The following is a 21,285-nucleotide window of genomic DNA, read 5'->3' on the forward strand; positions in this document are numbered from 1 at the left end:
CAGTTTCAGAACAGTCCTACACACCCCGCATTGACTTCCATGTCCATCAGGTCAACTCTCGGCCACCCCTCACGGATCGAGAGCGTTGTTGATGAACCCTTCCACGCATACCGCGAAAAAATCGTCGCTCATCCTGCTATTGATGACGATGACGCTGCTGGGTGTTTTCCCGCTGGACGTCGTGCTCCCCTCCTTTCCCGCGCTCTCTGACTACTTCCGTACCTCCGCGTCCGACATTGCCCTTTCAGTCAGCCTGTTTGCCATTGGCCTTGGGCTATCGGTGGTGCTGGTCGGGCCGCTGTCGGATAGGTGGGGGCGCAAGAACCTTTTGCTGACCGGTATCGCCATCTCGATGGTGGGTGCAACCGGTTGCCTGCTTTCCAGCGATTACAGTTGGTTCCTGGTGTTTCGCGTCATTCAGGCCGTGGGTTGCGGTTCCTTTGTGCTGTCGCAGGCCTTGATTCAGGATTTGTTCGTCGGCAAGCAACAGGAGCGAATCAGGATCTGGATGACGACCGGCGGCGGGGTGTTCATTTCCATATCGCCGCTGCTCGGAACCTGGCTGCAAATGCACCTGGGCTGGGAGGGCAGCTTTTATGTCTTTATCGCGTTAGCCGCCATTGTCTGGACAAAGGCTGGCGTCTTGCTCAAGGAAACGCCGCGCAGTCATACGGCGGCGCCCGCTCGCTTTTTCAGTGCCTATTGGCGGCTGTGTGCCGACGTACGCTTCATGGGTTACTGGCTTATTTCCGGCCTGGCCTTCGCCTGCCATTTTTCATTCATCGTCATGTCGCCGATCATTTTCATGGAGCGCCTGGCACTCACGCCCTACGAATTCGCCTGGACATTGTTGCTGTATGGCGTGGCTTATGTGTTCGGCGGGATAGTCGCCAGCGCGCTGCATCGGCGCCTGCCGGCCAACTCGCAGATCGTGATCGGCCTGGGGCTGATCGCCCTGTCGGGGCTGGTCATGCTGTGGCTGGCCAATCAGTTCGGGCTCACTGCGGCGGCGGTGCTGATCCCCATGCTCATTTGCACGGCCGGCACCACCATTGCCCGGCCTATCGCCAATTCCAAAGCCATGACCCTTTATCCACAGGATGCCGGTACGTCCTCATCGGTCGGCGGCGTGATGATCTTCCTCTGCGGCGGGGTGATCAGTGTGGTGATCAATCTCGCCTCCGAGGATCTCACCACCGCACTCGCCTTGTGCTTCCTGGTCCTGAGCGCCACAGGTCTGGGTCTGAACGCGCTGATCATGCAGCGCAATCTGGCGCTGAACGCGAGTTGATACACGCCGGTCGTCATCCCGCGCGCGCCACTGAGGCAGGATCAGCGTTTCCCGGCATTCCCTCCTGACGCCAGCCGTGTAGAATCGCGACATTCATCGCCAGTCATCCCCCGGCGGGTTTATGAGCTCAAGCTGAAGCGCGCGGCGATCCCGCAAAGTTATCGGCAACTTCCGGACACACGGCCATTTCTGAGTGTTCCAGACGTCAATAGAAGCTCACTTCCCTTTTGATACCTGAATTAGCCGCCCGGAGTGCTTCATGCCTGATTACCGCTCGAAAACATCCACCCACGGCCGCAACATGGCCGGTGCCCGCGCACTGTGGCGCGCCACGGGGATGAAAGATGACGACTTCAAAAAGCCGATCATCGCCATAGCCAACTCGTTCACCCAGTTCGTACCGGGCCACGTCCACCTCAAGGACCTGGGCCAACTGGTCGCCCGCGAAATCGAACGCGCCGGCGGTGTAGCGAAAGAATTCAACACCATCGCTGTCGATGACGGCATCGCCATGGGCCACGACGGCATGCTGTATTCGCTGCCGAGCCGCGAGATCATCGCCGACTCCGTCGAATACATGGTCAACGCCCACTGCGCCGACGCCATCGTCTGCATCTCCAACTGCGACAAGATCACCCCAGGCATGCTGATGGCCGCCCTGCGCCTGAACATCCCGGTGATCTTCGTGTCCGGCGGCCCGATGGAAGCCGGCAAGACCAAACTGGCCAGCCACGGTCTCGACCTCGTCGACGCCATGGTGATCGCCGCCGACTCCAGCGCTTCTGACGAGAAAGTCGCCGAGTACGAGCGCAGCGCCTGCCCGACCTGCGGTTCGTGCTCCGGCATGTTCACCGCCAACTCGATGAACTGCCTGGTTGAAGCCCTGGGCCTGGCCTTGCCGGGCAACGGTTCGACCCTCGCCACCCACAGCGACCGCGAGCAGCTGTTCCTCCAGGCCGGCCGCACCATCGTCGAGCTGTGCAAGCGTTACTACGGCGAGAACGATGAGTCGGTATTGCCGCGCAACATCGCCAACTTCAAGGCGTTCGAAAACGCCATGACCCTGGACATCGCCATGGGCGGTTCCACCAACACCATCCTGCACTTGCTGGCCGCCGCCCAGGAAGCCGAGATCGATTTCGACCTGCGCGACATCGACCGCCTCTCCCGTCACGTGCCGCAACTGTGCAAAGTCGCGCCGAACATCCAGAAGTACCACATGGAAGACGTGCACCGCGCTGGCGGGATCTTCAGCATCCTCGGCTCGCTGTCCCGTGGCGGCCTGCTGCACACCGACCTGCCGACCGTGCACAGCAAGACCCTGGCCGAAGGCATCGCCAAATGGGACATCACCCAGACCGACGATGAAGCCGTACATCACTTCTTCAAGGCTGGCCCGGCAGGCATCCCGACGCAAACCGCGTTCAGCCAGTCGACCCGCTGGGAAACCCTGGACGACGACCGTGAAAACGGCTGCATCCGCAGTGTCGAACACGCTTACTCGAAAGAAGGCGGCCTGGCCGTTCTCTACGGCAACATCGCGCTGGACGGCTGCGTGGTGAAAACCGCCGGCGTCGACGAGTCGATCCACGTGTTCGAAGGCAACGCGAAGATCTTCGAAAGCCAGGACAGCGCCGTGCGCGGCATCCTCGCGGACGAAGTGAAGGCCGGCGACATCGTGATCATCCGTTACGAAGGCCCGAAAGGCGGCCCGGGCATGCAGGAAATGCTGTACCCGACGTCGTATCTGAAATCCAAAGGTCTGGGCAAAGCCTGCGCCCTGCTCACCGACGGTCGCTTCTCCGGCGGCACTTCGGGCCTGTCCATCGGCCACGCTTCGCCCGAGGCCGCTGCCGGCGGCGCGATTGGTCTGGTGCAGGACGGCGACAAAGTGCTGATCGACATTCCGAACCGCTCGATCAATCTGTTGGTCAGCGATGAAGAATTGGCCGGGCGCCGTGCCGAGCAGGACCAGAAAGGCTGGAAGCCTGTGGAAAAACGTCCACGCAAGGTGACCACCGCACTGAAGGCCTACGCCCTGCTGGCGACCAGCGCCGACAAGGGTGCTGTGCGTAACAAGGCGATGCTTGACGGGCTGTAAGCCTTAGTCGCCGCCATAAAAATGCCCCGCCAAGTGCGGGGCATTTTTTTGCAGCCAACTCGGCCTACTGTGGGAGCGAGCCTGCTCGCGAAGGGGCCGTCACATCCAACATTGATACCGACTGACCCGACGCTATCGCGAGCAGGCTCGCTCCCACATGGGATTTGTGTCGATCACAATATTGTGACCTTACACCTATCCTATGTGAGCGACTCGGTCTTACTGGATTTCCGCCGGTGTGACGACCACCCAGTTCTTGTCCGCCGTCACCGGCAACCCTTCCTTGGCTTGAGCCGCAGCGTGTTTGGCCATCATGCCGTTAATCTGGGTCATGTATTTCTCCTTGCGGTTGATCCACAAGTGGATGCCGCCCTTGGCCACGTCAACGCTGTGGAAGAGCATGTAACCGTCGCTGGTTGGTGTATCACCGCCCACCAGTACCGGTTTTTTCCACTCATCGATGTAGGTCAGGATCGCCGCGTGCTTGCCGGCCATCCAGGTCGCCGGAGTCCACAGGTACGGAGTCAGTTCGAGGCCGAGGTTGGCCTTCTCGTCATACTTGCCAGCGGTGATCTGTTTGCGCGCGGTGGTCAGCTCGCCGGACTGTTGATCCTTGAGCAGCAGGCTCACACCGATCACATTCTGCGGTTTGACGTTGTAGCCGTACTTCGGATCGGCCGCGACCATACGCACCAGTTCTTCGGAAGCGGCGGTCATCACGTAGACCTCGATGCCGTTCTCCATCAGCTTGTTGTAGAGCTCTTGCTGGCCGGTGAAGATTTTCGGTGGGTTGACGTCGAGCTTCTTGACCACGTCGCCTTCGTAATAAGTCGCCGGCACCGGTTTGCCGGAGGCCATCAACTCGTCGACATAGCCCTTGAGCTCCTGGAGCGTGAAACCGGAGAACACCTGGGCGACCCATGGATAGCAAACCATGTCGTCGACTTCGCAGAGGCGGTAGTAGTAACTGAACAGGCTTTCCTTATGGTCGGCGGTGTCCTTGAACGGCATCAGTTTCAGGGAGGGGTCGAGTTTCTCGCGGGTAATCAGGCCCTTGTTCTCCATGAACGGCAGCAACGACTCTTCAAGGTCGTAGCGGTAACTGGTGTTGTCCATGTCGAACACCGCGTAGTTACCCTTGTTGGCGTTGGCCGCGATCATCGCGTCCAGCGCCTTGGCCTGATCGGCTGGCCAATGCTTCAAGTCCGTGGCGAGGGTTTGGCCGGCAAGCCCTAGGCAAAGTGCTGCAACTAAAAATTTCGGTGCGAATCTCATCGTCAAACCTCCCTGATTCAAAGATATCGACGCTAACAAATAACTGTGACAGTCCTCGTCTGTCAGCGACCGCACACGTCCCCTTCGCGTCAGCTGCATCCCTGACAGCGACACCCGCTTATTCCAAAAACGACAGTTATCAGACTTTTTTGATATTAATTCATTGGAAATCAAGCTGTTAGGCTTACCGGTTCGCAGCTGCCCCGGAAGGCAGTTGGCACATGTCTAATGGGAGTTCCAATGAATCTGCCGCTGATTCTCAACCTGCTGGTGTTCCTCGCCCTGCTCGTCGCACTCGCACAAACCCGTCACACGACGTGGAGCCTGGCGAAAAAAGTCCTGCTCGCTTTGGTGCTGGGCGTTGTGTTCGGTGTCGCATTGCACACGATTTACGGTGCCGGCAACCCGGTGCTGAAAGCCTCGATCGGCTGGTTCGATCTGGTGGGCAACGGTTACGTGCAGTTGCTGCAAATGATCGTGATCCCGCTGGTGTTCGCCTCGATCCTCAGCGCCGTGGCGCGTCTGCACAACGCTTCGTCGCTGGGCAAGATCAGCTTCCTGACCATTGGCACGCTGCTGTTCACCACCGCCATCGCGGCGCTGATCGGTATCGGTTTGACCAACCTGTTCGGTCTCACCGCTGAAGGACTGGTGGCCGGCACGCAGGAAATGGCCCGTCTGCAAACCATTCAGACCGACTATGCCGGCAAGGTTGCCGACCTGAATGTGCCGCAGTTGCTGCTGTCGTTCATCCCGCAAAACCCGTTTGCCGACCTGGCACGCGCCAAGCCGACATCGATCATCAGCGTGGTGATTTTCGCCGCGTTCCTCGGGGTCGCCGCGCTGCAACTGCTGAAAGATGATGTCGAGAAAGGTCAGAAAGTGATCAACGCCATCGACACCTTGCAAGCCTGGGTGATGCGCCTGGTGCGTCTGGTGATGAAGCTGACCCCGTACGGCGTGTTGGCGCTGATGACCAAAGTGGTCGCCGGTTCCAACCTGCAAGACATCATCAAGCTCGGCAGTTTTGTCGTGGTGTCCTACATCGGCCTGGGCTTGATGTTTGTGGTCCACGGCGTGCTGGTCTCGGCGGCCGGGATCAACCCGCTGCGCTTCTTCCGCAAGATCTGGCCGGTGCTGACGTTTGCCTTCACCAGCCGTTCGAGTGCGGCGACGATTCCGCTGAGCATCGAAGCGCAAACCAGTCGCCTGGGTATTCCGCAGTCCATCGCCAGTTTCGCCGCTTCGTTCGGCGCGACCATTGGCCAGAACGGCTGTGCCGGCCTGTACCCGGCGATGTTGGCGGTGATGGTCGCGCCGACCGTGGGCATCAATCCGCTGGACCCGCTGTGGATCGCAACGCTGGTGGCGATTGTGACGCTGAGTTCGGCGGGTGTGGCCGGTGTCGGTGGTGGCGCGACATTTGCAGCGCTGATCGTGTTGCCGGCGATGGGCTTGCCGGTGTCACTGGTGGCGTTGCTGATTTCGGTGGAGCCGCTGATTGATATGGGTCGGACGGCGTTGAACGTGAGTGGTTCGATCACGGCCGGGGCGATGACCAGCCAGATCATGCAGCAGACGGATAAAGAACTGCTGGATGCGGATGAGCATTCGGAGTTGGCGCACGCTTAAATCCTTTAGCGTCTGATCTGGCCTCATCGCCAGCAGGCTGGCTCCCACAGGGATTTTGGGTGTTCACACGATCTGTGTTTCACCTCAAACCCACTGTGGGAGCCAGCCTGCTGGCGATGCTTTTAGACTTTTTCCCAGACTTCGAAGTTGTACCCTGGTTTGTCGCCTTCGGCCGGATTCGGCACATTCGACACCAACTTCCACTGGTCCAAATCAAACTCTGGAAACCACGCATCCCCTTCCGGGCTCAACGCCACGCGCGTCAGGTACAACCGATCCGCTTGCGCCAACCCCTGCGCATACAACTGCGCGCCGCCAATCAGCATCAACTCATCGACGCCCTGCTCTTTCGCCCATTCTTCAGCGCGAACCACCGCAGCCTCCAGCGACGGATAAACCTCCGCGCCGTCCAGCACCAGATCCGCCTGACGGCTGACCACGATGTTCAACCGGCCCGGCAGCGGACGACCGAGGGAATCCCAGGTCTTGCGACCCATGATGATCGGCTTGCCCAAGGTGGTGGCCTTGAAGTATTTGAAGTCCCCCGGCAAGTGCCAGGGCATGCTGTTGTCGACGCCGATCACACGGTTTTCACCGAGGGCTGCGATCAGGCTGAGGGGGAGTGATTTAGTCATGTCGGCGAGGATACCAGAGCCTCCCGTACCCCGATAAGCGCCACAGCGGTTATGCTCACAGCTCAATTGAGCGACGGGATGCCGCGTGACTGAACTGAATAACCTCTGGCTGACGGAAACCATTCGCCTGCGCGAAGAACACGCCGGCCCTCTGGATGATCTGGAAGCCAACCGACTGGCTCGTGCCGCAGGTGGCGACCTGCCGACACGGATTTCGCGCCGGGCCTTGTGGCTGGCCCAGCGCGATGGACTGACCGAAGCCCTCAGACATTGGCTGCAAGGCGCGCGACTGGCGCTGCTGGTGTTGGCCGTGCTGGCTGTGGTCAGCGGCGCCGGGCTGGCGTTTGCCGCGCTGGGTGACGGACAACCCCCGGTCAATGTTTTCTGGGCCTTGGGCAGTTTGCTCGGGCTGAACCTGATTCTATTGCTGAGTTGGGCGCTGGGCCTGGTGTTTGCCGGCGAACATGGCGCAACGCTGGGACGCTTGTGGTTGTGGCTCAGCGAAAAACTCGCCCGCGACGCCAAAGCCGCGCAACTGGCGCCCGCCCTGCTGTTGTTGCTGCAACGACGCAAACTCAATCGCTGGGCGCTTGGCGTGCTGGTCAATGGCTTGTGGTTGCTGGCAATGCTCAGCGCCTTGGTGATTCTGCTGATGCTCATGGCGACCCGGCGCTACGGCTTCGTCTGGGAAACCACCCTCCTCGGTGGCGACACGTTTGTCGCCATGACCCAGGCGCTCGGCGCCCTGCCGGCGCTGCTGGGCTTCAACGTGCCAACGGTTGAAATGATCCGCGCCAGTGGCGACGCCGCGCTGAACATCGAAAGTGCCCGTCAGGCCTGGGCGACGTGGTTGGTCGGCGTGCTGGTGGTTTACGGCATTGTGCCGCGCCTGCTTCTGGCGCTGTTGTGCCTGTGGCGCTGGAAAAGTGGTCGCGCCATGTTGCGTCTGGATCTGAACCTGCCCGGTTACGCGCAACTGCGCGAACGCCTGATGCCCACCAGCGAACGCCTGGGCATCAGTGACGAGGCGCCCGAGCATCTGCATCGCGTCGAAAGCGGCGTCAGCGAACTGCAAAGTGACGGCGCGTTGCTGGTGGCCATCGAGCTGGACGATCAACGCCCATGGCCGCCACAACTGCCTGAAAACGTGAGCAACGCGGGCATCCTCGACAGTCGCGAATCACGCAACAAACTCCTCGAACAGTTGAGCCGTTTCCCTCCAGCCCGCTTGGCCATCGCCTGTGATCCACGGCGCTCGCCGGATCGCGGCAGCCTCGCACTGATCGCCGAACTGGCCCGCAACGCCAGCGCCACCCGCGTCTGGCTGCTGCAAGCGCCGCCCGGCGAAGCATTGGATTCCGAGCGCCTCGGCGACTGGCACATGGCGTTGCAGCAACTGAATCTGCCCTTCGCCGATTGTGCGCCGTTGAACTGGCTGGAGAACGGTCATGACTGATTCGTGGAAAGCGCCGTTGAAGCTCGCGGTGGTCGGCCACACCAACGTCGGCAAAACCTCGTTGCTGCGCACGTTGACCCGTGATGTCGGTTTCGGCGAAGTCTCTCATCGCCCGAGCACCACGCGACACGTCGAAGGCGCGCGGTTGTCAGTGGACGGCGAGCCCTTGCTCGACCTGTTCGACACGCCGGGACTGGAAGACGCCATCGCCCTGCTCGACTACCTCGAACGCCTGGAGCGTCCAGGTGAACGCCTCGACGGCCCGGCGCGCCTGGCGCGTTTTCTTGAAGGCAGCGAAGCCCGGCAGCGGTTCGAACAGGAAGCCAAGGTGCTGCGGCAACTGCTCACCTGCGATGCCGGCCTCTATGTGATCGACGCCCGCGAACCGGTGCTGTCCAAGTACCGCGACGAACTGGAAGTGCTGGCCAGCTGCGGCAAACCGTTGCTGCCGGTGCTGAATTTTGTCAGCAGTGCCAACCACCGAGAGCCGGCTTGGCGTGAAGCGCTGGCGCGTCTGGGCTTGCATGCGTTGGTGCGTTTCGACAGCGTGGCGCCGCCGGAAGATGGCGAGCGTCGGCTCTATGAAAGCCTCGCGCTGTTGCTGGAAAACTCTCGCGAGCAACTGGAGCGATTGATCGCCGATCAACAGGCCCAGCGCCTGGCCCGACAGCAAAGTGCGGCGCGGTTGATTGCCGAATTATTGATCGATTGCGCGGCGTGCCGGCGCAGCGTGGTCAGCGATGCTGAACAGGAACAGCACGCCATCAGTGAGCTGCGCAAAGCCGTTCGCCAACGGGAACAGCGCTGCGTCGAAGCCCTGCTCAAACTCTATGCCTTCCGCCCGCAGGATGCAGCGGCCAGTGATCTACCGCTGCTCGATGGCCGTTGGGGCGATGATCTGTTCAACCCGGAAACCCTCAAGCAACTGGGCGTGCGGGTCGGCGGAGGTATCGCGGCGGGTGCAGCGGCCGGGGCCGGGGTGGATTTGCTCGTCGGCGGTTTGACCCTTGGCGCAGCGGCGCTGGCCGGCGCGATTGCCGGTGGCGCGCTGCAAACCGCACGCAGTTATGGCAGCCGGTTGCTGGGCAAGATCAAGGGTCAACGCGAATTGACGGTCGATGACAGTGTGTTGCGGTTGTTGGCGTTGCGTCAGCGCCAGTTGCTGCAAGCGCTGAATGCGCGCGGGCACGCGGCGATGGACAGCATCCAGGTCGCCACTCCACAGGACAAGACCTGGCGCGAAGGCAAACTGCCCGAGGCCCTGAACAAGGCTCGGGCGCATCCGCAGTGGTCGTCACTGAATCCGCAGGCGAAGTTGAATCAGGCGGAGCGGCAGGAGCAGATTGAGGTGTTGGCGCAGCAGCTTTAGTTCTGTGGTGTAAGCGCGGACCTCATCGCGAGCAGGCTCCGACGCTCACTTCCATTTGAACTTCAGGTAGGTATCACTCAGCAACGACACCAGCTCACGATCCGTCGCATCCGTATCGCCATCGTTATCCATATCAAAGTGGATCGACCAGTCCAGAGTTCCGTTGTTATCGGTGTCGTAGGCCGCCGCCGTGTAAGCCAGCGTCTTGTCTGTCGGCTTTCCCGTACCTTCGTGAAAGTGAAAACGCACCGTATCCGGGCTGCCATCCCCGGCGAAATCCTCTGTGAACATTTTCAAATAACGCTTTGTAGAAGCGCCGGGGTTGAACCAGTTGAGTCTGAGACAAGCATTAGCGAAGGTCTTCAACAGACGTTGGTCAACGCTGTTTTCCTTACCGTCGTGAGTGACGTCGCCCATTTTGTAATCGACTTTGCCATCGGCATCGAAATCCAGTGCGAAGGCTTTGCTGACCAGGACATCGTCACCGGGCGTACAGGCTGATTCATAGAACTGCAGCAGGACAGAATCGGCCCGACCATTGCCGATCCGATCCTGAACGGTGACTTTCAAATAGCGCATGAGTGTTCCTCAACAATAAAGAAACTCAAACACTAGCCGCTCGAAAACACGCGAGCCATGGCTCAACTTCGCCACGGGAAGTAGGTTTTTTCGCTAAAGACACGCCGCAAAAGGGTTCTCTGCTGAAGGAACACTGGACTTGGCCAACAGCGCCGATGCCTTTGTCTTTAACACTTCAAGGTCGATCACCGGCACCCACATTTCCTTGGCCAACTCATCCCAGTGCCGCATGCGCAAACTGACCTCGCACAATGGGTCCTGTTCGAACGCTTCAGCCTCCGCCTCGGTCATTACCCCACCCTGATACACCAGGGTCCGGCGGCTGGCTTCGCTCAATCGCTCGTAGTACCCAGGCGTTTTGAGTGTCAGATAACGCTTGGCCTGAACGTGGTATTCCACCAGCCGCGCCATGCGTTCGCTGAAGCCTGCGCGACGCAAATAATCAGCGCCCAACCGCTCGTGGCTAACCACGCCGAAACCGCCCATGTTCTGCGCGCTGTCGGCGCAGATATGGCCGATGTCATGGAAGAACGCGGCCAGCACTACTTCGTCATCGAAACCTTCGGCCATGGCCAGTTGTGCGGCCTGGGACATGTGCTCGATCTGCGACACCGGCTCACCGATGTAATCGCTGTCGCCAAAACGTTCATACAAACCGAACACCTCGGCGATCACTTGCGTAATGCGGTCCATCAACGTTCTCCCAATACCGTTGCGACATTGCGTTCGGCCATCGCCGGGCCGACGCTCATGCCGACGCCGGTGTGCATCAGCGCCACGCTCACGCCCGGCATCGGCCGCAGGAATGAAAACGGTCCCGGCCCGCGTGAACCATAAACACCCTGCCACCGCTCGACCACTTGCACCTTGCAGCGCAACGTCTGCTCGGCCAGTTCGATCATCCAGTTATCCACCTGCTCGGCGTTGAATGGCGAGGGGTCGCGGCCATAGTGATGGGAGTCGCCGATGATCAGTTCGCCGTAAGGCGTCGGGCTGATCAGCAAGTGAATGCCGTTTTCGTGCAGGTGCGGTTCTTCGCGCAGGATCTGCGCCTGCACTGCCGCCGCTTCCGGCAGATCGGCAAAGGCGCCGTAGTGCACGCAACTCAAGCCGGTAAGCAGTGCATGTTGCAGATTGAGGTTGATCTGCGGGCGGGCGCGGAGCATTTGCAGGCGGCAGATTTGCGGGTTGAGCGCGGCAATCGGCTCGGCGAGCAAGGTCTGATAATCGTGACCGGAGCACACAATGATCTGCTCGGCGCTGAAGGTGCCGGCGGTGCTGTGCAAGCGGCCGGGCTCGATGTCGCGCACGAGGGTGGAGAAGTGAAAGTCGACGTTCATTTCGCGGCGCAGGTAATCGATCAATGCCGGTATCGCTTCGCGGGAATACAGTTGTTGATCGTCCATGCCGTGCAACGCGGCGCGGTGATGGCTGAACTGGCCGCCGTACAGGTCACGCAATGCGGCGCCGCGCAGCAGGTCGACGCGGTAACCGTGCTCCACGGCTCGTCCGGCGCAAAAAGCTTCCAGCAGGTGCTCTTCGGCTTCGGTGCGGGCGAACAGGTATGAGCCGTTGCGTTTCAGTTGCAGGCCGGCCAGTTGCGCCCATTGCCCCCAGATCTCGCGGCTGGCCTTGGCCAGTTCGAGCATCGGGCCTGGTGGCTGGCCGGTGACGAGGGCCTGGCCGAAGTTGCGCACCGAGGCGCCCAAGGGCGTTTCGCTGCGTTCGAAAACCGTGACCTTGAGGCCGCGTCGGGCGGCAGCGTAGGCGTGGGACAGGCCGAGGATGCCGGCGCCTACGATCAGCAGGTTGTTGTGGTGTGTCATGGAGATTTTCCCTGAATGGGAGACCGCTATCGCTAGCAGGCTAGCTCCCACAGGAAATCGGGGGTGTTCACAAAGTTTGTGTCCACTGAAGATCCAATGTGGGAGCTAGCCTGCTAGCGATGAGGTCCTTACAGACTACGAAGATTTATTTGGCAGCCACTTTCTCGGACTTGCCGTCATAGCGCTTGCGCCACTCGGTCAGGATCTCGTCGCGATTCTTCGACGCCCAGGCAAAGTCGTTCTTGATCAGACGCTGCTCGTAATCCGCCGGCAATTCGGTCTGCGGCTTGGCAATCCCCGGCTGTGCAAGCACCGCGAAGTTCTCTTTATAAAGCTCCATCGCCGCCGGGCTGGCCGAGAAGTCAGCCAGTTTCTTCGCCGCGTCTTCATGCGGTGTGCCCTTGATCACAGCCGTCGCTTCGATCTCCCAGCCCAGGCCTTCTTTCGGCAGGATGATGTCCAGCGGCGCGCCCTGACGCTTCAACTGAACGGCCGGGTATTCAAAGGAAATACCAATCGGGAACTCGCCCGCCGCCGCCAGTTTGCAAGGCTTGGAGCCGGAGTGGACGTACTGGCCGATGTTCTGGTGCAGGTCGTCCATGTACTGCCAGCCCTGCTTCTCGCCGAAGGTTTGCAGCCAGGCGCTGACGTCGAGGAAACCGGTGCCGGACGAGGCCGGGTTTGGCATGACAATCTTGCCTTTGTACTCAGGCTTGGTCAGGTCCTGCCAGCTCACCGGTTTGCTCAGGCCCTGCTTCTCGGCTTCAACGGTGTTGAAGCAAATGGTCGCGGCCCAGACGTCCATGCCGACCCATGCCGGAGGATTGGCGGCGTCGCGGTAGTTGCCGCCGATCTTGCCCAGGTCCTTCGGCGCGTAGCTTTGCAGCATGCCTTGCTGATCGAGAATCGCCAGGCTCGATGCCGCCAGGCCCCACACCGCGTCAGCCTGCGGGCGGGCTTTTTCGGCCAGCAGCTTGGCGGTGATGATCCCGGTGGAATCACGCACCCACTTGATCTCGACGTCCGGGTTGGCTTTTTCGAAGGCTTCTTTGTAGGTCTTCAGTTGTTCGGCTTCGAGGGCGGTGTACACCGTCAACTCGGTTTTCGCCGCGAAGGCGTTCAGGCTGAAAGCGGTGAGGACAGCAGCGGCCAGGGCCAGGGGCTTGAACATGATCTTTTCCTGTTTTGAGTTGAGGTTTGCGGGATGGGAAATCAATGACCGGGCGCGGTCTGCCGCCAGGCCTGGGAGCGGCGCAGCAAACCGCGCGAGGCCCACGCCAGTAGCAGGGACACGCCCGCCGAGGTGAACAGAATCAGGGTCGACATTGCCGCCGCGCCGCCAACGTTGCCGGCATCATCCATGTTCAGCACCGCCACCGCCGCGAGGATGGTGTCGGGGCTGTAGAGGAAGATCGCCGCCGAGACGGTGGTCATGGCCGAGACGAACAGGTAGCGCACGATGTCCAGCAGCGCCGGCAGGCAGATCGGCACGGTGACCCGCAGGTAGTGCCGATACAGCGGCGCCTTGAGCGACAGCGCGGCGGCTTCGAACTCGGCATCGAGTTGGCGCAGCGCGGTGGTCGCGGTCATTTGCGCGGTGGTCAGATAGTGAGCAATGGTGCAGACCACCAACAGGGTCATGGTGCCGTAGAGCACATGCAGCGGATTGTCGGTGAGGTTGAAGAAGAAGACGTAACCCAGGCCCAGCACCAGACCCGGCACCGCCATCGGTACGAAACTGAGCATGCGCAGGGCCAGGTTCAGTCCGCGCTGGCCCTTGGTTTTTTCCATCAGGTAGGCGCCGGTGAAGATCAGCACGCTGCCGATCAACGCCGTGCACAGGGCCATCTTCACGCTGTTGCCGTAGGCCAGCCAGCCGCCGCCCGCCGTGTCGTTGAACTGGTAATGGTTGAGCGAGAGCGACAGGTTGTACGGCCAGAATTTCACCAGCGACGAGAACACCGCCATACCGAACACCAGCAGCAACACCGCGCAGATCAGCAGCACGATGGCGAGATAGACGCCGTCGCGCAGTTTCGACGGTGCCGGTTGAAAGACCTGCGCCCGCCCGCTCATGGAGTCGCCGTGACGCCGACGCAACCACGCATCGACCGCGAAGCTGAACAGCGCCGGCAGCAACAGGATCATGCCGATCAACGCACCGCGACCGAATTGTTGCTGGCCGACCACGGCTTTGTAGGCTTCCAGCGCCAGCACCTGATAGTCGCCGCCGACCACCACCGGCACGCCGAAGTCGGTGATGGTCAGGGTGAATACAAGGCAGAACGCCGCGAACACAGCCTGACGCGTCGCCGGCCAGGTGATGCTACGGAAGGCCTTGGCCGGACTGGCGCCCATACTTGAAGCGGCATCGAAGAGGCGCGCATCCGCCAGGGACAGGGCTGACAGCAAAATCATCAAGGCGTGTGGGAAGGTGTAGATCACCTCACCCAGAACAATGCCCCAGAAGCCGTAGATATTGTCCGAGAGCAAACCACGCAACAGGCCCTGGTTGCCGAACAGGTAAACCAGTGCAATGCCGGGCAGCATCGACGGCGCCATCAGCGGCAACAACGACATCCCGCGCCAAATGCCTTTGCCCGGAATCAAGGTGCGTTGCAGCGCGTAGGCAAACAGGTAGGCCAGCGGTACGACAATCGCCGCGACGCTGAGGGACACTTTCAGGCTATTGCCGAGCAGCCAGTGGAAGTTCGCACTCGTCACCAGTTCACGCGCCGCGACCAGACCACCGCCCTGCCCGGCTTCCGAGCTGAAGCCACGCCAGAAGATCGCCAGCAATGGCATCAACACCGCAACGCCGAGCAACACCAGCAGAAGAACTTTGCCACCGACCACGAACACCCGGTCGCCGATCTCGGCACGGGAGGTCTGCCGAACCAGCTTGTGCGGTATCGGCAGCGCGATACGCGCGCTCATCAGGCAAACACCTGCAGGCTGCGCGGCGGCAAGGCGACCATGATCTGCTGAGCACCGAGGCGCGGCATGGCTTCCGGTGCCAGTTCCGCGAGCAACGCGTGGCCCGGCAGTTGATCGAGTTCGAAACTCATGCGGCAGCGGTTGCCAAGGAAGGTGATTTCGCGAACCTTGGCCGGGAACAGGTTTTCTTCATGCACCAGCGGGTTGACGTTGATCGCCTCAGGCCGGCAGAACAACCGGCCCGACGCGGCTTTGGCGCTGCCATCCGCCAGGCGCATGTTCATCCCGCCGACCTGCGCATGGCTGTCGCTGCTGCGCTGGAACGGCAGCCAGTTGCCCTGGCCGACAAACTCCGCCACGAACGGTGTGGCCGGGCGGTCGTAGATTTCCTGCGGCGTGGCGTACTGCTCGACCTTGCCGTTGTTCATCACGGCGATGCGGTCGGCCATCAGCATGGCCTCGTCCTGATTGTGCGTGACCATCAGCGTGGTGATGCCGAGGTTGCGTTGCAGTTGGCGCAGTTCGGTGCACAAGTGCTCGCGGACTCGGGCGTCGAGGGCCGACATCGGTTCGTCCAGCAACAACAACGACGGCGCCGGCGCCAAGGCGCGGGCCAGTGCGACCCGTTGCTGCTGGCCGCCGGACAATTGGCCGGGGTACTTTTTCTCGCTGCCGATCAGGCCGACCAGTTCCAGCATCTGACCGACGCGCTTGCGCACTTCATCGCGACCGCTGCCGGCGAGACCGTAGGCAATGTTCGCTTCGACGGTGAGATTGGGGAACAGCGCGTAGGACTGGAACAGAATGCCGTAGTCCCGGGCCTGAGGTGCCAGGTGCGAGACGTCGCGATCCCCCAGATACAACTCGCCGCTGTCCTGCTTCTCGAGACCGGCGATGCAGCGCAGCAAAGTGGTTTTACCGCAGCCCGACGGCCCCAGCAGACACACCAGTTCACCGGCCGCCACGTCGAGGGAAACATTATCCAGCGCAGTGAAGGCGCCGAAGCGCTTCTGCACGCCACGCACCCTCATTGGGGCGCCGGGGTTGGTCAGGGCAGTTGCGATCGATTGGTTCATGGACAGGCCTCATCAAGCAGATGAAGCTCATCCTAGGGATGTAATGCGTCCGTCATGTGGCAGTGAGGCCAAAACGGCTGATAGTGGTATTCAGGGATTTGGGTTGGGCCTTCATGGCAGGTGGTGTCCGGACTGACGCCTTCGCGGGCAAGCCCGCTCCCACAGGGTTCTCCAGTGAACACAGATCTATGAACACCAAAGACACCTGTGGGAGCTGGCTTGCCAGCGAAGAGGCCAGCACAGGCAACACAACTCTCAGGCGGGAGCCATTTCCTGCGCCAACCCCAGAAACGCCGCCGGCAACCGCGCACCTTTGCGCTCCTTGAGGCAGTACAAATACTCGGGAATCTGCGGTGCATTCTCGATGGTCAGCACGCGCAGTTGCGGATCATGCGGCACTTCTTGCCGGGCGATGATGCTAATCCCGATGTTGCGCAGCACCGCTTCACGGATCGACTCACGACTACCGATCTCCAGCAACGGCCCAAAACTCACCCCGGCAGTGGCCAGCAATTCTTCAGTCAGCCGCCGAGTGGTCGAGCCCGACTCGCGCATCAACAGCGTATGCCCGGCCAACGCACTCAGCGGCACATGATCATGCACCGCCAGCGGATGATTGCGATGCACCGCCAACACCAGCGGATCGCTGCCGAGCACCCGGCGAATCAGTCGCGCATCGTCAAGCAATTGCGAGGAAGCGGCGACATCGACCCGGTAATCCTCCAAGGCTTCGAGCACCTGCTGCGAATTGCCGATTTCCACCGACACTTCCACTTGCGGCAAACGCTCGCGAAAAGTCTTCACCAGATCGAGGATGTAATACGGAGCGGTGGCGGCGATGCGCAGCGTGCCCTGGACCTGGCCGCTGTTACGCAGGAAGAACTCGATGTCGGCTTCCTGTTGCAGCAGCGCCTTGACCATCGGCAGCAACCGCGCGCCTTCGTCGCTGACGCTGAGGCGGCGGCCGCCCCGGTAGAACAGCTCAACCGAGTACTGGCTTTCCAGATTGCGGATCTGCGTGGTGACCGTGGGCTGGCTCAGGCCAAGTTTTTTCGCCGCCAGGGTAATGCTGCCCAGGCGGGCCACCATGTAAAACGCCTTCAGCTCGGCACTCAGCACACCCGCTCCTCATCGATTATTTGCGCAACAGGCGCAAACCGTTGAACACCACCAACAGGCTCACGCCCATGTCGGCGAACACCGCCATCCACATGGTGGCGATCCCGGCGAAGGTTACCCCAAGAAAGATCGCCTTGATGACCAATGCGAGGGCGATGTTCTGTTTGAGGATGCTCGACGTCTGCCGCGACAAACGGATGAACGCGGGGATCTTGCGCAGATCATCGTCCATCAGGGCGACATCCGCGGTTTCGATGGCGGTATCGGTGCCCGCGGCGGCCATCGCGAAACCGATTTCTGCCCGGGCCAGCGCCGGGGCATCGTTAATGCCGTCACCGACCATGCCGACGTTATGGCCCTGGGCATAAAGCGCTTCGATGGCTTGCAGTTTGTCGGTCGGCAGCAAATCGCCCTTGGCTTCGTCGATACCGACTTGTGCAGCAATCGCCTGAGCGGTGTGGATGTTGTCGCCGGTGAGCATCAGGGTTTTGATGCCCAGATCGTGCAGCTGCTGGATCGCCTCGCGGCTGGACTCCTTGACCGTATCGGCCACGGCGAACAGCGCCAATGGGCCGGATTTGTCGAGCAACAGCACCACGGACTTGCCCTGTTTCTCCAGCGCAAACAGCTTTTCTTCCAGCGCGGGCGAACACAGGTTCAACTCTTCCACCAAACGGTGGTTGCCCAAGTGGTAGACCTGACCGTTGATCTCACCGCGTACCCCACGACCGGCGAGCGCTTCGAAGTTATCCACAACGAGTGAGGCGAACGATTTATCCACAGCGGCGTTGGCAATGGCCAGCGACACCGGGTGGTCCGAGCGTCCGGCCAATGCAGCCGCAATTGCCGGCGCCGAGGCATCGGCCGTCGGATCAAGCGACAGGTAATCAGTCTGCACCGGCTTGCCGTGGGTGATCGTGCCGGTCTTGTCCAGCGCCAGGTAGTCGAGTTTGTAACCGCCTTCCAGATAGACGCCGCCCTTGACCAGAATCCCTTTGCGCGCCGCTGCCGCGAGGCCGCTGACGATGGTCACCGGGGTGGAAATCACCAATGCGCAGGGGCATGCGACCACCAGCAACACCAGTGCGCGATAAATCCAGTCGAACCAGACTGCGCCCATGAACAACGGCGGAATCACCGCCACCGCGAGGGCGAAGATGAACACGGCGGGGGTGTAGATTTTCGAAAAATGGTCAACGAAGCGTTGGGTCGGCGCCCGTGCGCCTTGCGCCTGTTCGACGGCGTGGATGATCCGCGCCAGGGTCGAATGGTTGGCGGCGGCCGTTACGGAATACTCCAGAGAGCCGGCCTGATTGATGGTGCCTGCGAACACCTTGTCGCCAATGGTTTTCTCAACTGGCAGGCTTTCCCCGGTGATCGGCGCCTGATCGATGGTCGAACTGCCCGACACGACTTCGCCGTCCAGGCCTATCCGCTCGCCGGGGCGGACGCGCACTCGCGCGCCCAGCTCAATGGCTTTCACGTCTTGCAAGATCCAGCTGCCATCGGCCTGCTGTACCGTGGCCTGCTCCGGGGCCATCTGCATCAGGCCGCTGATGGCGTTGCGCGCGCGGTCCAGGGACTTGGCCTCGATCAACTCGGCCACGGTGAACAGGAACATCACCATCGCCGCTTCCGGCCACTGCCCGATCAGGATCGCGCCGGTCACCGCGATGCTCATCAAGGCGTTGATGTTCAGGTTGAGGTTCTTGAGCGCGATCCAGCCTTTCTTGTAAGTGGTGAGGCCACCACTGAGGATCGAAATCAGCGCGATGATCGCCACCACCCAGTCCGGCGCGGCGCTGGTGAAGTGGATCACTTCCGCTGCCAGCGCACCCACGCCGGACAGTGCCAGGGGCCACCAGTGCTTTTTCTCGGGGATCGGTGCTGGCGCTTCGGCGCCCTGCTCCATCGGTTCGGCCACCATGCCCAGCGACTTGATCGCCTCGATGATCGGCGCAGTGCTTGGCAAGTCGTGAGTGACGCCCAACACGCGGTTGATCAGGTTGAATTCCAGCTGCTGCACACCGGCGAGCTTGCCCAGTTTGTTCTGGATCAGCGTCTGCTCGGTCGGGCAGTCCATCGCGTCGATGCGGAAACTGCTCAGCCGTGCATTGGCGGTTGGCGCTTCACTGAGTTTGATCAGCGACGGCGCCGCCGCTTTGGAAGAACAGCAGGAATCCCCGTGGCCGCCATGGTCATGCTTCTGCACAGGCTGCAGCTTGTGGCTGTGATCGTGATCGTGATCGTGATCGTGATCGTGATCGTGATCGTGATCAGCCTCGGGTTTGTGGGTGTGAAGGGAATCGCTCATTGGTTGCGTCCATGAAGGTGCCTGTTGCCAAGTAAAGACCCTGTAGCCACTATAGGGTCAAGCACCTATTTGGAGATGGCCGTCATGAAGATCGGAGAACTGGCGAAACTCACCGACTGCGCCGTGGAAACCATCCGCTATTACGAGCGCGAAAACCTCCTGCCGGAGCCGGCCCGCAGCGACGGCAACTACCGCGTCTACACCCAGGCCCACGCCGAGCGCCTGACCTTCATCCGCAATTGCCGCACCCTCGACATGACGCTCGAGGAAATCCGCAGCCTGCTGGCCTTGCGCGACAGCCCGCAGGATCAATGTGAAAGCGTGAATGCGTTGATCGATGAACACATTCACCACGTGAAAGCGCGGATCGATGGGTTGCAGGCGTTACAGGCACAACTGCTCGACCTGCGCCAACGCTGTGGCGAAGGGCCGGATATTGATCAATGCGGGATTTTGCAGCGGCTGGAAGTGAGTGGCGGGGTTGTGGCGACAGAGGTTGAGCATTCACATGTTGGCCGCAGTCACGGCCATTAAACCCACCACCAGACCAATGTGGGAGCGAGCCTGCTCGCGATGAGGCCATCACATTCAACATCTATGTTGTCTGTCAGGCCGCTATCGCGAGCAGGCTCGCTCCCACAGGGGTTATGCGTTGAGTTTTAGACCGCCATCGGTGCCGTCATCGGCGCGTGGTGTTGATACCCCTCAAGCGAAAAATCACTCGGCTCGATCAACTCCAGCCATTCCGGTTGGTATTCGCCAGTCTTGGCAAACTCCGGCACGCGGTCACTGATCACCAGCTTCGGCATCGGGAACGGCTCGCGCTTGAGCTGTTCATTGAGCATGTCCAAATGGTTTTCGTAGACGTGCGCATCGCCGATGAAATAGGTGAACCAGCGCGGCGTGTAGCCGGTCAGGCGACCGATCAGGCTCAGTAGCGCGGCGCCTTCGGTGAGGTTGAACGGTGTGCCCAGACCCAGGTCATTGGAGCGGATGTAGAGCGTCAGAGAAATCTCTTTGGTCTCGACATTCGGGTGGAACTGGTACAGCAAGTGGCACGGCGGCAAAGCCATTTCATCAAGCTGCGCAACGTTCCAGCCATGGAACAGGATACGGCGGCTACCCGGGTCCTTGATGATGGTGTCGACGCACTGGCGGATCTGGTCGATCGCTTTGTACAGGACGACGTATGCCTGGCCGTTTTCTTCGCCTTCGGCGATCTGACGGTAGCCCTGGCTCAGGGTCTGCTCGATAGCAGCCTTGTTGCTGACCGGGATCTGCTTGTACGCCGGCCATTTGCGCCATTGCACACCGTAGATTTCGCCAAGGTCGTCTTCGCCCTGGCGGAACGGATTGGCTAGCCATTGCGCGTTTTCGTTGGCGTTCTGATCCCAGACCTTGCAGCCCAGCGCGCGGAATTCGGCGGCGTTGTTCACGCCCCGCAGGAAACCACACATCTCGCCTATGGCCGATTTGAAGGCCATCTTGCGCGTGGTGATCGCCGGGAACCCTTCCTGCAGGTCATAACGCAGCATCGCGCCGGGAAAACTGATGGTGTTCACGCCAGTGCGGTTGGCTTGTTTGGTGCCGTTCTTGATGACGTGGGCGACCAGTTCGAGATATTGCTTCATGAGTTACCTGTGTCCTTGAACCCGGGGTCGTCACCCCGGGATTC

Annotated in this window: 17 protein-coding genes; 6 read left to right on the forward strand and 11 right to left on the reverse strand. The window is 60.9% G+C overall.

The genetic code is table 11. The annotated features are described in order from the left end of the window. The first annotated feature begins 91 nt into the window (after window positions 1–91). Window positions 92–1,291: an MFS transporter gene (locus Q7W83_RS26795; protein WP_150632751.1), complete on the forward strand. Its 1,200-nt coding sequence runs from the start codon at window positions 92–94 to the stop codon at window positions 1,289–1,291. A gap of 259 nt (window positions 1,292–1,550) precedes the next feature. Next, window positions 1,551–3,392 (forward strand): dihydroxy-acid dehydratase, encoded by a 1,842-nt coding sequence (gene ilvD / locus Q7W83_RS26800; RefSeq protein ID WP_150632750.1) that lies wholly within the window; start codon window positions 1,551–1,553, stop codon window positions 3,390–3,392. Between the two features lie 219 nt (window positions 3,393–3,611). Here ilvD and Q7W83_RS26805 read toward each other — a convergent pair whose 3' ends face one another. After that, on the reverse strand, window positions 3,612–4,667 hold the full coding sequence (locus Q7W83_RS26805; protein ID WP_473658004.1) for an HAD family hydrolase: 1,056 nt from the start codon (window positions 4,665–4,667) through the stop codon (window positions 3,612–3,614). 240 nt (window positions 4,668–4,907) lie between these two features. On the opposite strand from Q7W83_RS26805, the gene Q7W83_RS26810 reads away from it, so the two are divergent. Further along, entirely contained in the window at window positions 4,908–6,299 is a 1,392-nt protein-coding gene (locus Q7W83_RS26810) for an L-cystine transporter (RefSeq protein WP_150653957.1), read from the forward strand. A gap of 122 nt (window positions 6,300–6,421) precedes the next feature. Here the strand turns inward: Q7W83_RS26810 and Q7W83_RS26815 are convergent, their stop codons facing one another. After that, window positions 6,422–6,934: a dihydrofolate reductase gene (locus Q7W83_RS26815; protein ID WP_473658008.1), complete on the reverse strand. Its 513-nt coding sequence runs from the start codon at window positions 6,932–6,934 to the stop codon at window positions 6,422–6,424. A gap of 85 nt (window positions 6,935–7,019) precedes the next feature. Here Q7W83_RS26815 and Q7W83_RS26820 point away from each other — a divergent pair, with 85 nt between their 5' ends. Both Q7W83_RS26820 and Q7W83_RS26825 read left to right on the forward strand, forming a co-directional pair. Continuing rightward, window positions 7,020–8,390, forward strand: a complete 1,371-nt coding sequence (locus Q7W83_RS26820; RefSeq protein WP_473658010.1) for a DUF2868 domain-containing protein — start codon at window positions 7,020–7,022, stop codon at window positions 8,388–8,390. After that, complete coding sequence (locus tag Q7W83_RS26825) at window positions 8,383–9,759, forward strand: GTPase/DUF3482 domain-containing protein (protein WP_458376938.1); 1,377 nt, start codon at window positions 8,383–8,385, stop codon at window positions 9,757–9,759. Before Q7W83_RS26820 ends, Q7W83_RS26825 begins: the two co-directional genes overlap by 8 nt. 45 nt (window positions 9,760–9,804) lie before the next feature. On the opposite strand, the gene Q7W83_RS26830 is transcribed toward Q7W83_RS26825, so the two are convergent. The 8 genes from Q7W83_RS26830 to Q7W83_RS26865 all read right to left on the reverse strand — a co-directional run bounded on the left by Q7W83_RS26830 (window position 9,805) and on the right by Q7W83_RS26865 (window position 19,610). After that, window positions 9,805–10,338, reverse strand: coding sequence for a hypothetical protein (locus Q7W83_RS26830; RefSeq protein WP_473658016.1), 534 nt, complete (start codon window positions 10,336–10,338; stop codon window positions 9,805–9,807). Window positions 10,339–10,431: 93 nt separating this feature from the next. Beyond that, the gene (locus Q7W83_RS26835; protein ID WP_473658018.1) at window positions 10,432–11,031 is read right to left on the reverse strand and encodes a phosphonate degradation HD-domain oxygenase; all 600 of its coding nucleotides are present in this window, start codon (window positions 11,029–11,031) and stop codon (window positions 10,432–10,434) included. After that, on the reverse strand, window positions 11,031–12,164 hold the full coding sequence (locus tag Q7W83_RS26840) for a TIGR03364 family FAD-dependent oxidoreductase (RefSeq protein WP_473658021.1): 1,134 nt from the start codon (window positions 12,162–12,164) through the stop codon (window positions 11,031–11,033). The genes Q7W83_RS26835 and Q7W83_RS26840 overlap by 1 nt, the downstream gene beginning before the upstream one ends. 145 nt (window positions 12,165–12,309) lie before the next feature. Next, a complete protein-coding gene (locus tag Q7W83_RS26845; protein WP_123719723.1) occupies window positions 12,310–13,335 on the reverse strand; it encodes a putative 2-aminoethylphosphonate ABC transporter substrate-binding protein in 1,026 nt (341 codons plus the stop codon). Between the two features lie 41 nt (window positions 13,336–13,376). Then, on the reverse strand, window positions 13,377–15,101 hold the full coding sequence (locus Q7W83_RS26850; RefSeq protein WP_150653953.1) for a putative 2-aminoethylphosphonate ABC transporter permease subunit: 1,725 nt from the start codon (window positions 15,099–15,101) through the stop codon (window positions 13,377–13,379). Continuing rightward, window positions 15,101–16,177, reverse strand: a complete 1,077-nt coding sequence (locus Q7W83_RS26855) for a putative 2-aminoethylphosphonate ABC transporter ATP-binding protein (RefSeq protein WP_150653952.1) — start codon at window positions 16,175–16,177, stop codon at window positions 15,101–15,103. Before Q7W83_RS26855 ends, Q7W83_RS26850 begins: the two co-directional genes overlap by 1 nt. A 255-nt stretch (window positions 16,178–16,432) precedes the next feature. Beyond that, window positions 16,433–17,296, reverse strand: a complete 864-nt coding sequence (locus Q7W83_RS26860) for a LysR family transcriptional regulator (RefSeq protein WP_150632156.1) — start codon at window positions 17,294–17,296, stop codon at window positions 16,433–16,435. A 16-nt stretch (window positions 17,297–17,312) separates the two neighbouring features. After that, the gene (locus Q7W83_RS26865) at window positions 17,313–19,610 is read right to left on the reverse strand and encodes a heavy metal translocating P-type ATPase (RefSeq protein ID WP_473658030.1); all 2,298 of its coding nucleotides are present in this window, start codon (window positions 19,608–19,610) and stop codon (window positions 17,313–17,315) included. An 84-nt stretch (window positions 19,611–19,694) separates the two neighbouring features. Between Q7W83_RS26865 and cadR the strand changes: the two genes are divergently transcribed. After that, entirely contained in the window at window positions 19,695–20,144 is a 450-nt protein-coding gene (cadR, locus tag Q7W83_RS26870) for a Cd(II)/Pb(II)-responsive transcriptional regulator (RefSeq protein WP_150638036.1), read from the forward strand. A gap of 125 nt (window positions 20,145–20,269) precedes the next feature. On the opposite strand, the gene Q7W83_RS26875 is transcribed toward cadR, so the two are convergent. After that, window positions 20,270–21,241: a thymidylate synthase gene (locus Q7W83_RS26875; RefSeq protein WP_150632154.1), complete on the reverse strand. Its 972-nt coding sequence runs from the start codon at window positions 21,239–21,241 to the stop codon at window positions 20,270–20,272. Window positions 21,242–21,285 lie beyond the last annotated feature (44 nt).

It is taken from the genome of Pseudomonas sp. 300 (assembly GCF_055803035.1).

Excerpts from the sequence above, each read along its gene's own strand:
- Q7W83_RS26835 (WP_473658018.1), bottom strand. The coding sequence starts at position 11,031 with ATGGACCGCATTACGCAAGTGATCGCCGAGGTGTTCGGTTTGTATGAA.
- Q7W83_RS26875 (WP_150632154.1), bottom strand. The coding sequence starts at position 21,241 with ATGAAGCAATATCTCGAACTGGTCGCCCACGTCATCAAGAACGGCACC.
- Q7W83_RS26830 (WP_473658016.1), bottom strand. The coding sequence starts at position 10,338 with ATGCGCTATTTGAAAGTCACCGTTCAGGATCGGATCGGCAATGGTCGG.
- Q7W83_RS26845 (WP_123719723.1), bottom strand. The coding sequence starts at position 13,335 with ATGTTCAAGCCCCTGGCCCTGGCCGCTGCTGTCCTCACCGCTTTCAGC.
- Q7W83_RS26805 (WP_473658004.1), bottom strand. The coding sequence starts at position 4,667 with ATGAGATTCGCACCGAAATTTTTAGTTGCAGCACTTTGCCTAGGGCTT.
- cadR (WP_150638036.1), top strand. The coding sequence starts at position 19,695 with ATGAAGATCGGAGAACTGGCGAAACTCACCGACTGCGCCGTGGAAACC.
- ilvD (WP_150632750.1), top strand. The coding sequence starts at position 1,551 with ATGCCTGATTACCGCTCGAAAACATCCACCCACGGCCGCAACATGGCC.
- Q7W83_RS26855 (WP_150653952.1), bottom strand. The coding sequence starts at position 16,177 with ATGAACCAATCGATCGCAACTGCCCTGACCAACCCCGGCGCCCCAATG.
- Q7W83_RS26865 (WP_473658030.1), bottom strand. The coding sequence starts at position 19,610 with ATGAGCGATTCCCTTCACACCCACAAACCCGAGGCTGATCACGATCAC.
- Q7W83_RS26850 (WP_150653953.1), bottom strand. The coding sequence starts at position 15,101 with ATGAGCGCGCGTATCGCGCTGCCGATACCGCACAAGCTGGTTCGGCAG.
- Q7W83_RS26840 (WP_473658021.1), bottom strand. The coding sequence starts at position 12,164 with ATGACACACCACAACAACCTGCTGATCGTAGGCGCCGGCATCCTCGGC.
- Q7W83_RS26795 (WP_150632751.1), top strand. The coding sequence starts at position 92 with ATGAACCCTTCCACGCATACCGCGAAAAAATCGTCGCTCATCCTGCTA.
- Q7W83_RS26810 (WP_150653957.1), top strand. The coding sequence starts at position 4,908 with ATGAATCTGCCGCTGATTCTCAACCTGCTGGTGTTCCTCGCCCTGCTC.
- Q7W83_RS26815 (WP_473658008.1), bottom strand. The coding sequence starts at position 6,934 with ATGACTAAATCACTCCCCCTCAGCCTGATCGCAGCCCTCGGTGAAAAC.
- Q7W83_RS26825 (WP_458376938.1), top strand. The coding sequence starts at position 8,383 with ATGACTGATTCGTGGAAAGCGCCGTTGAAGCTCGCGGTGGTCGGCCAC.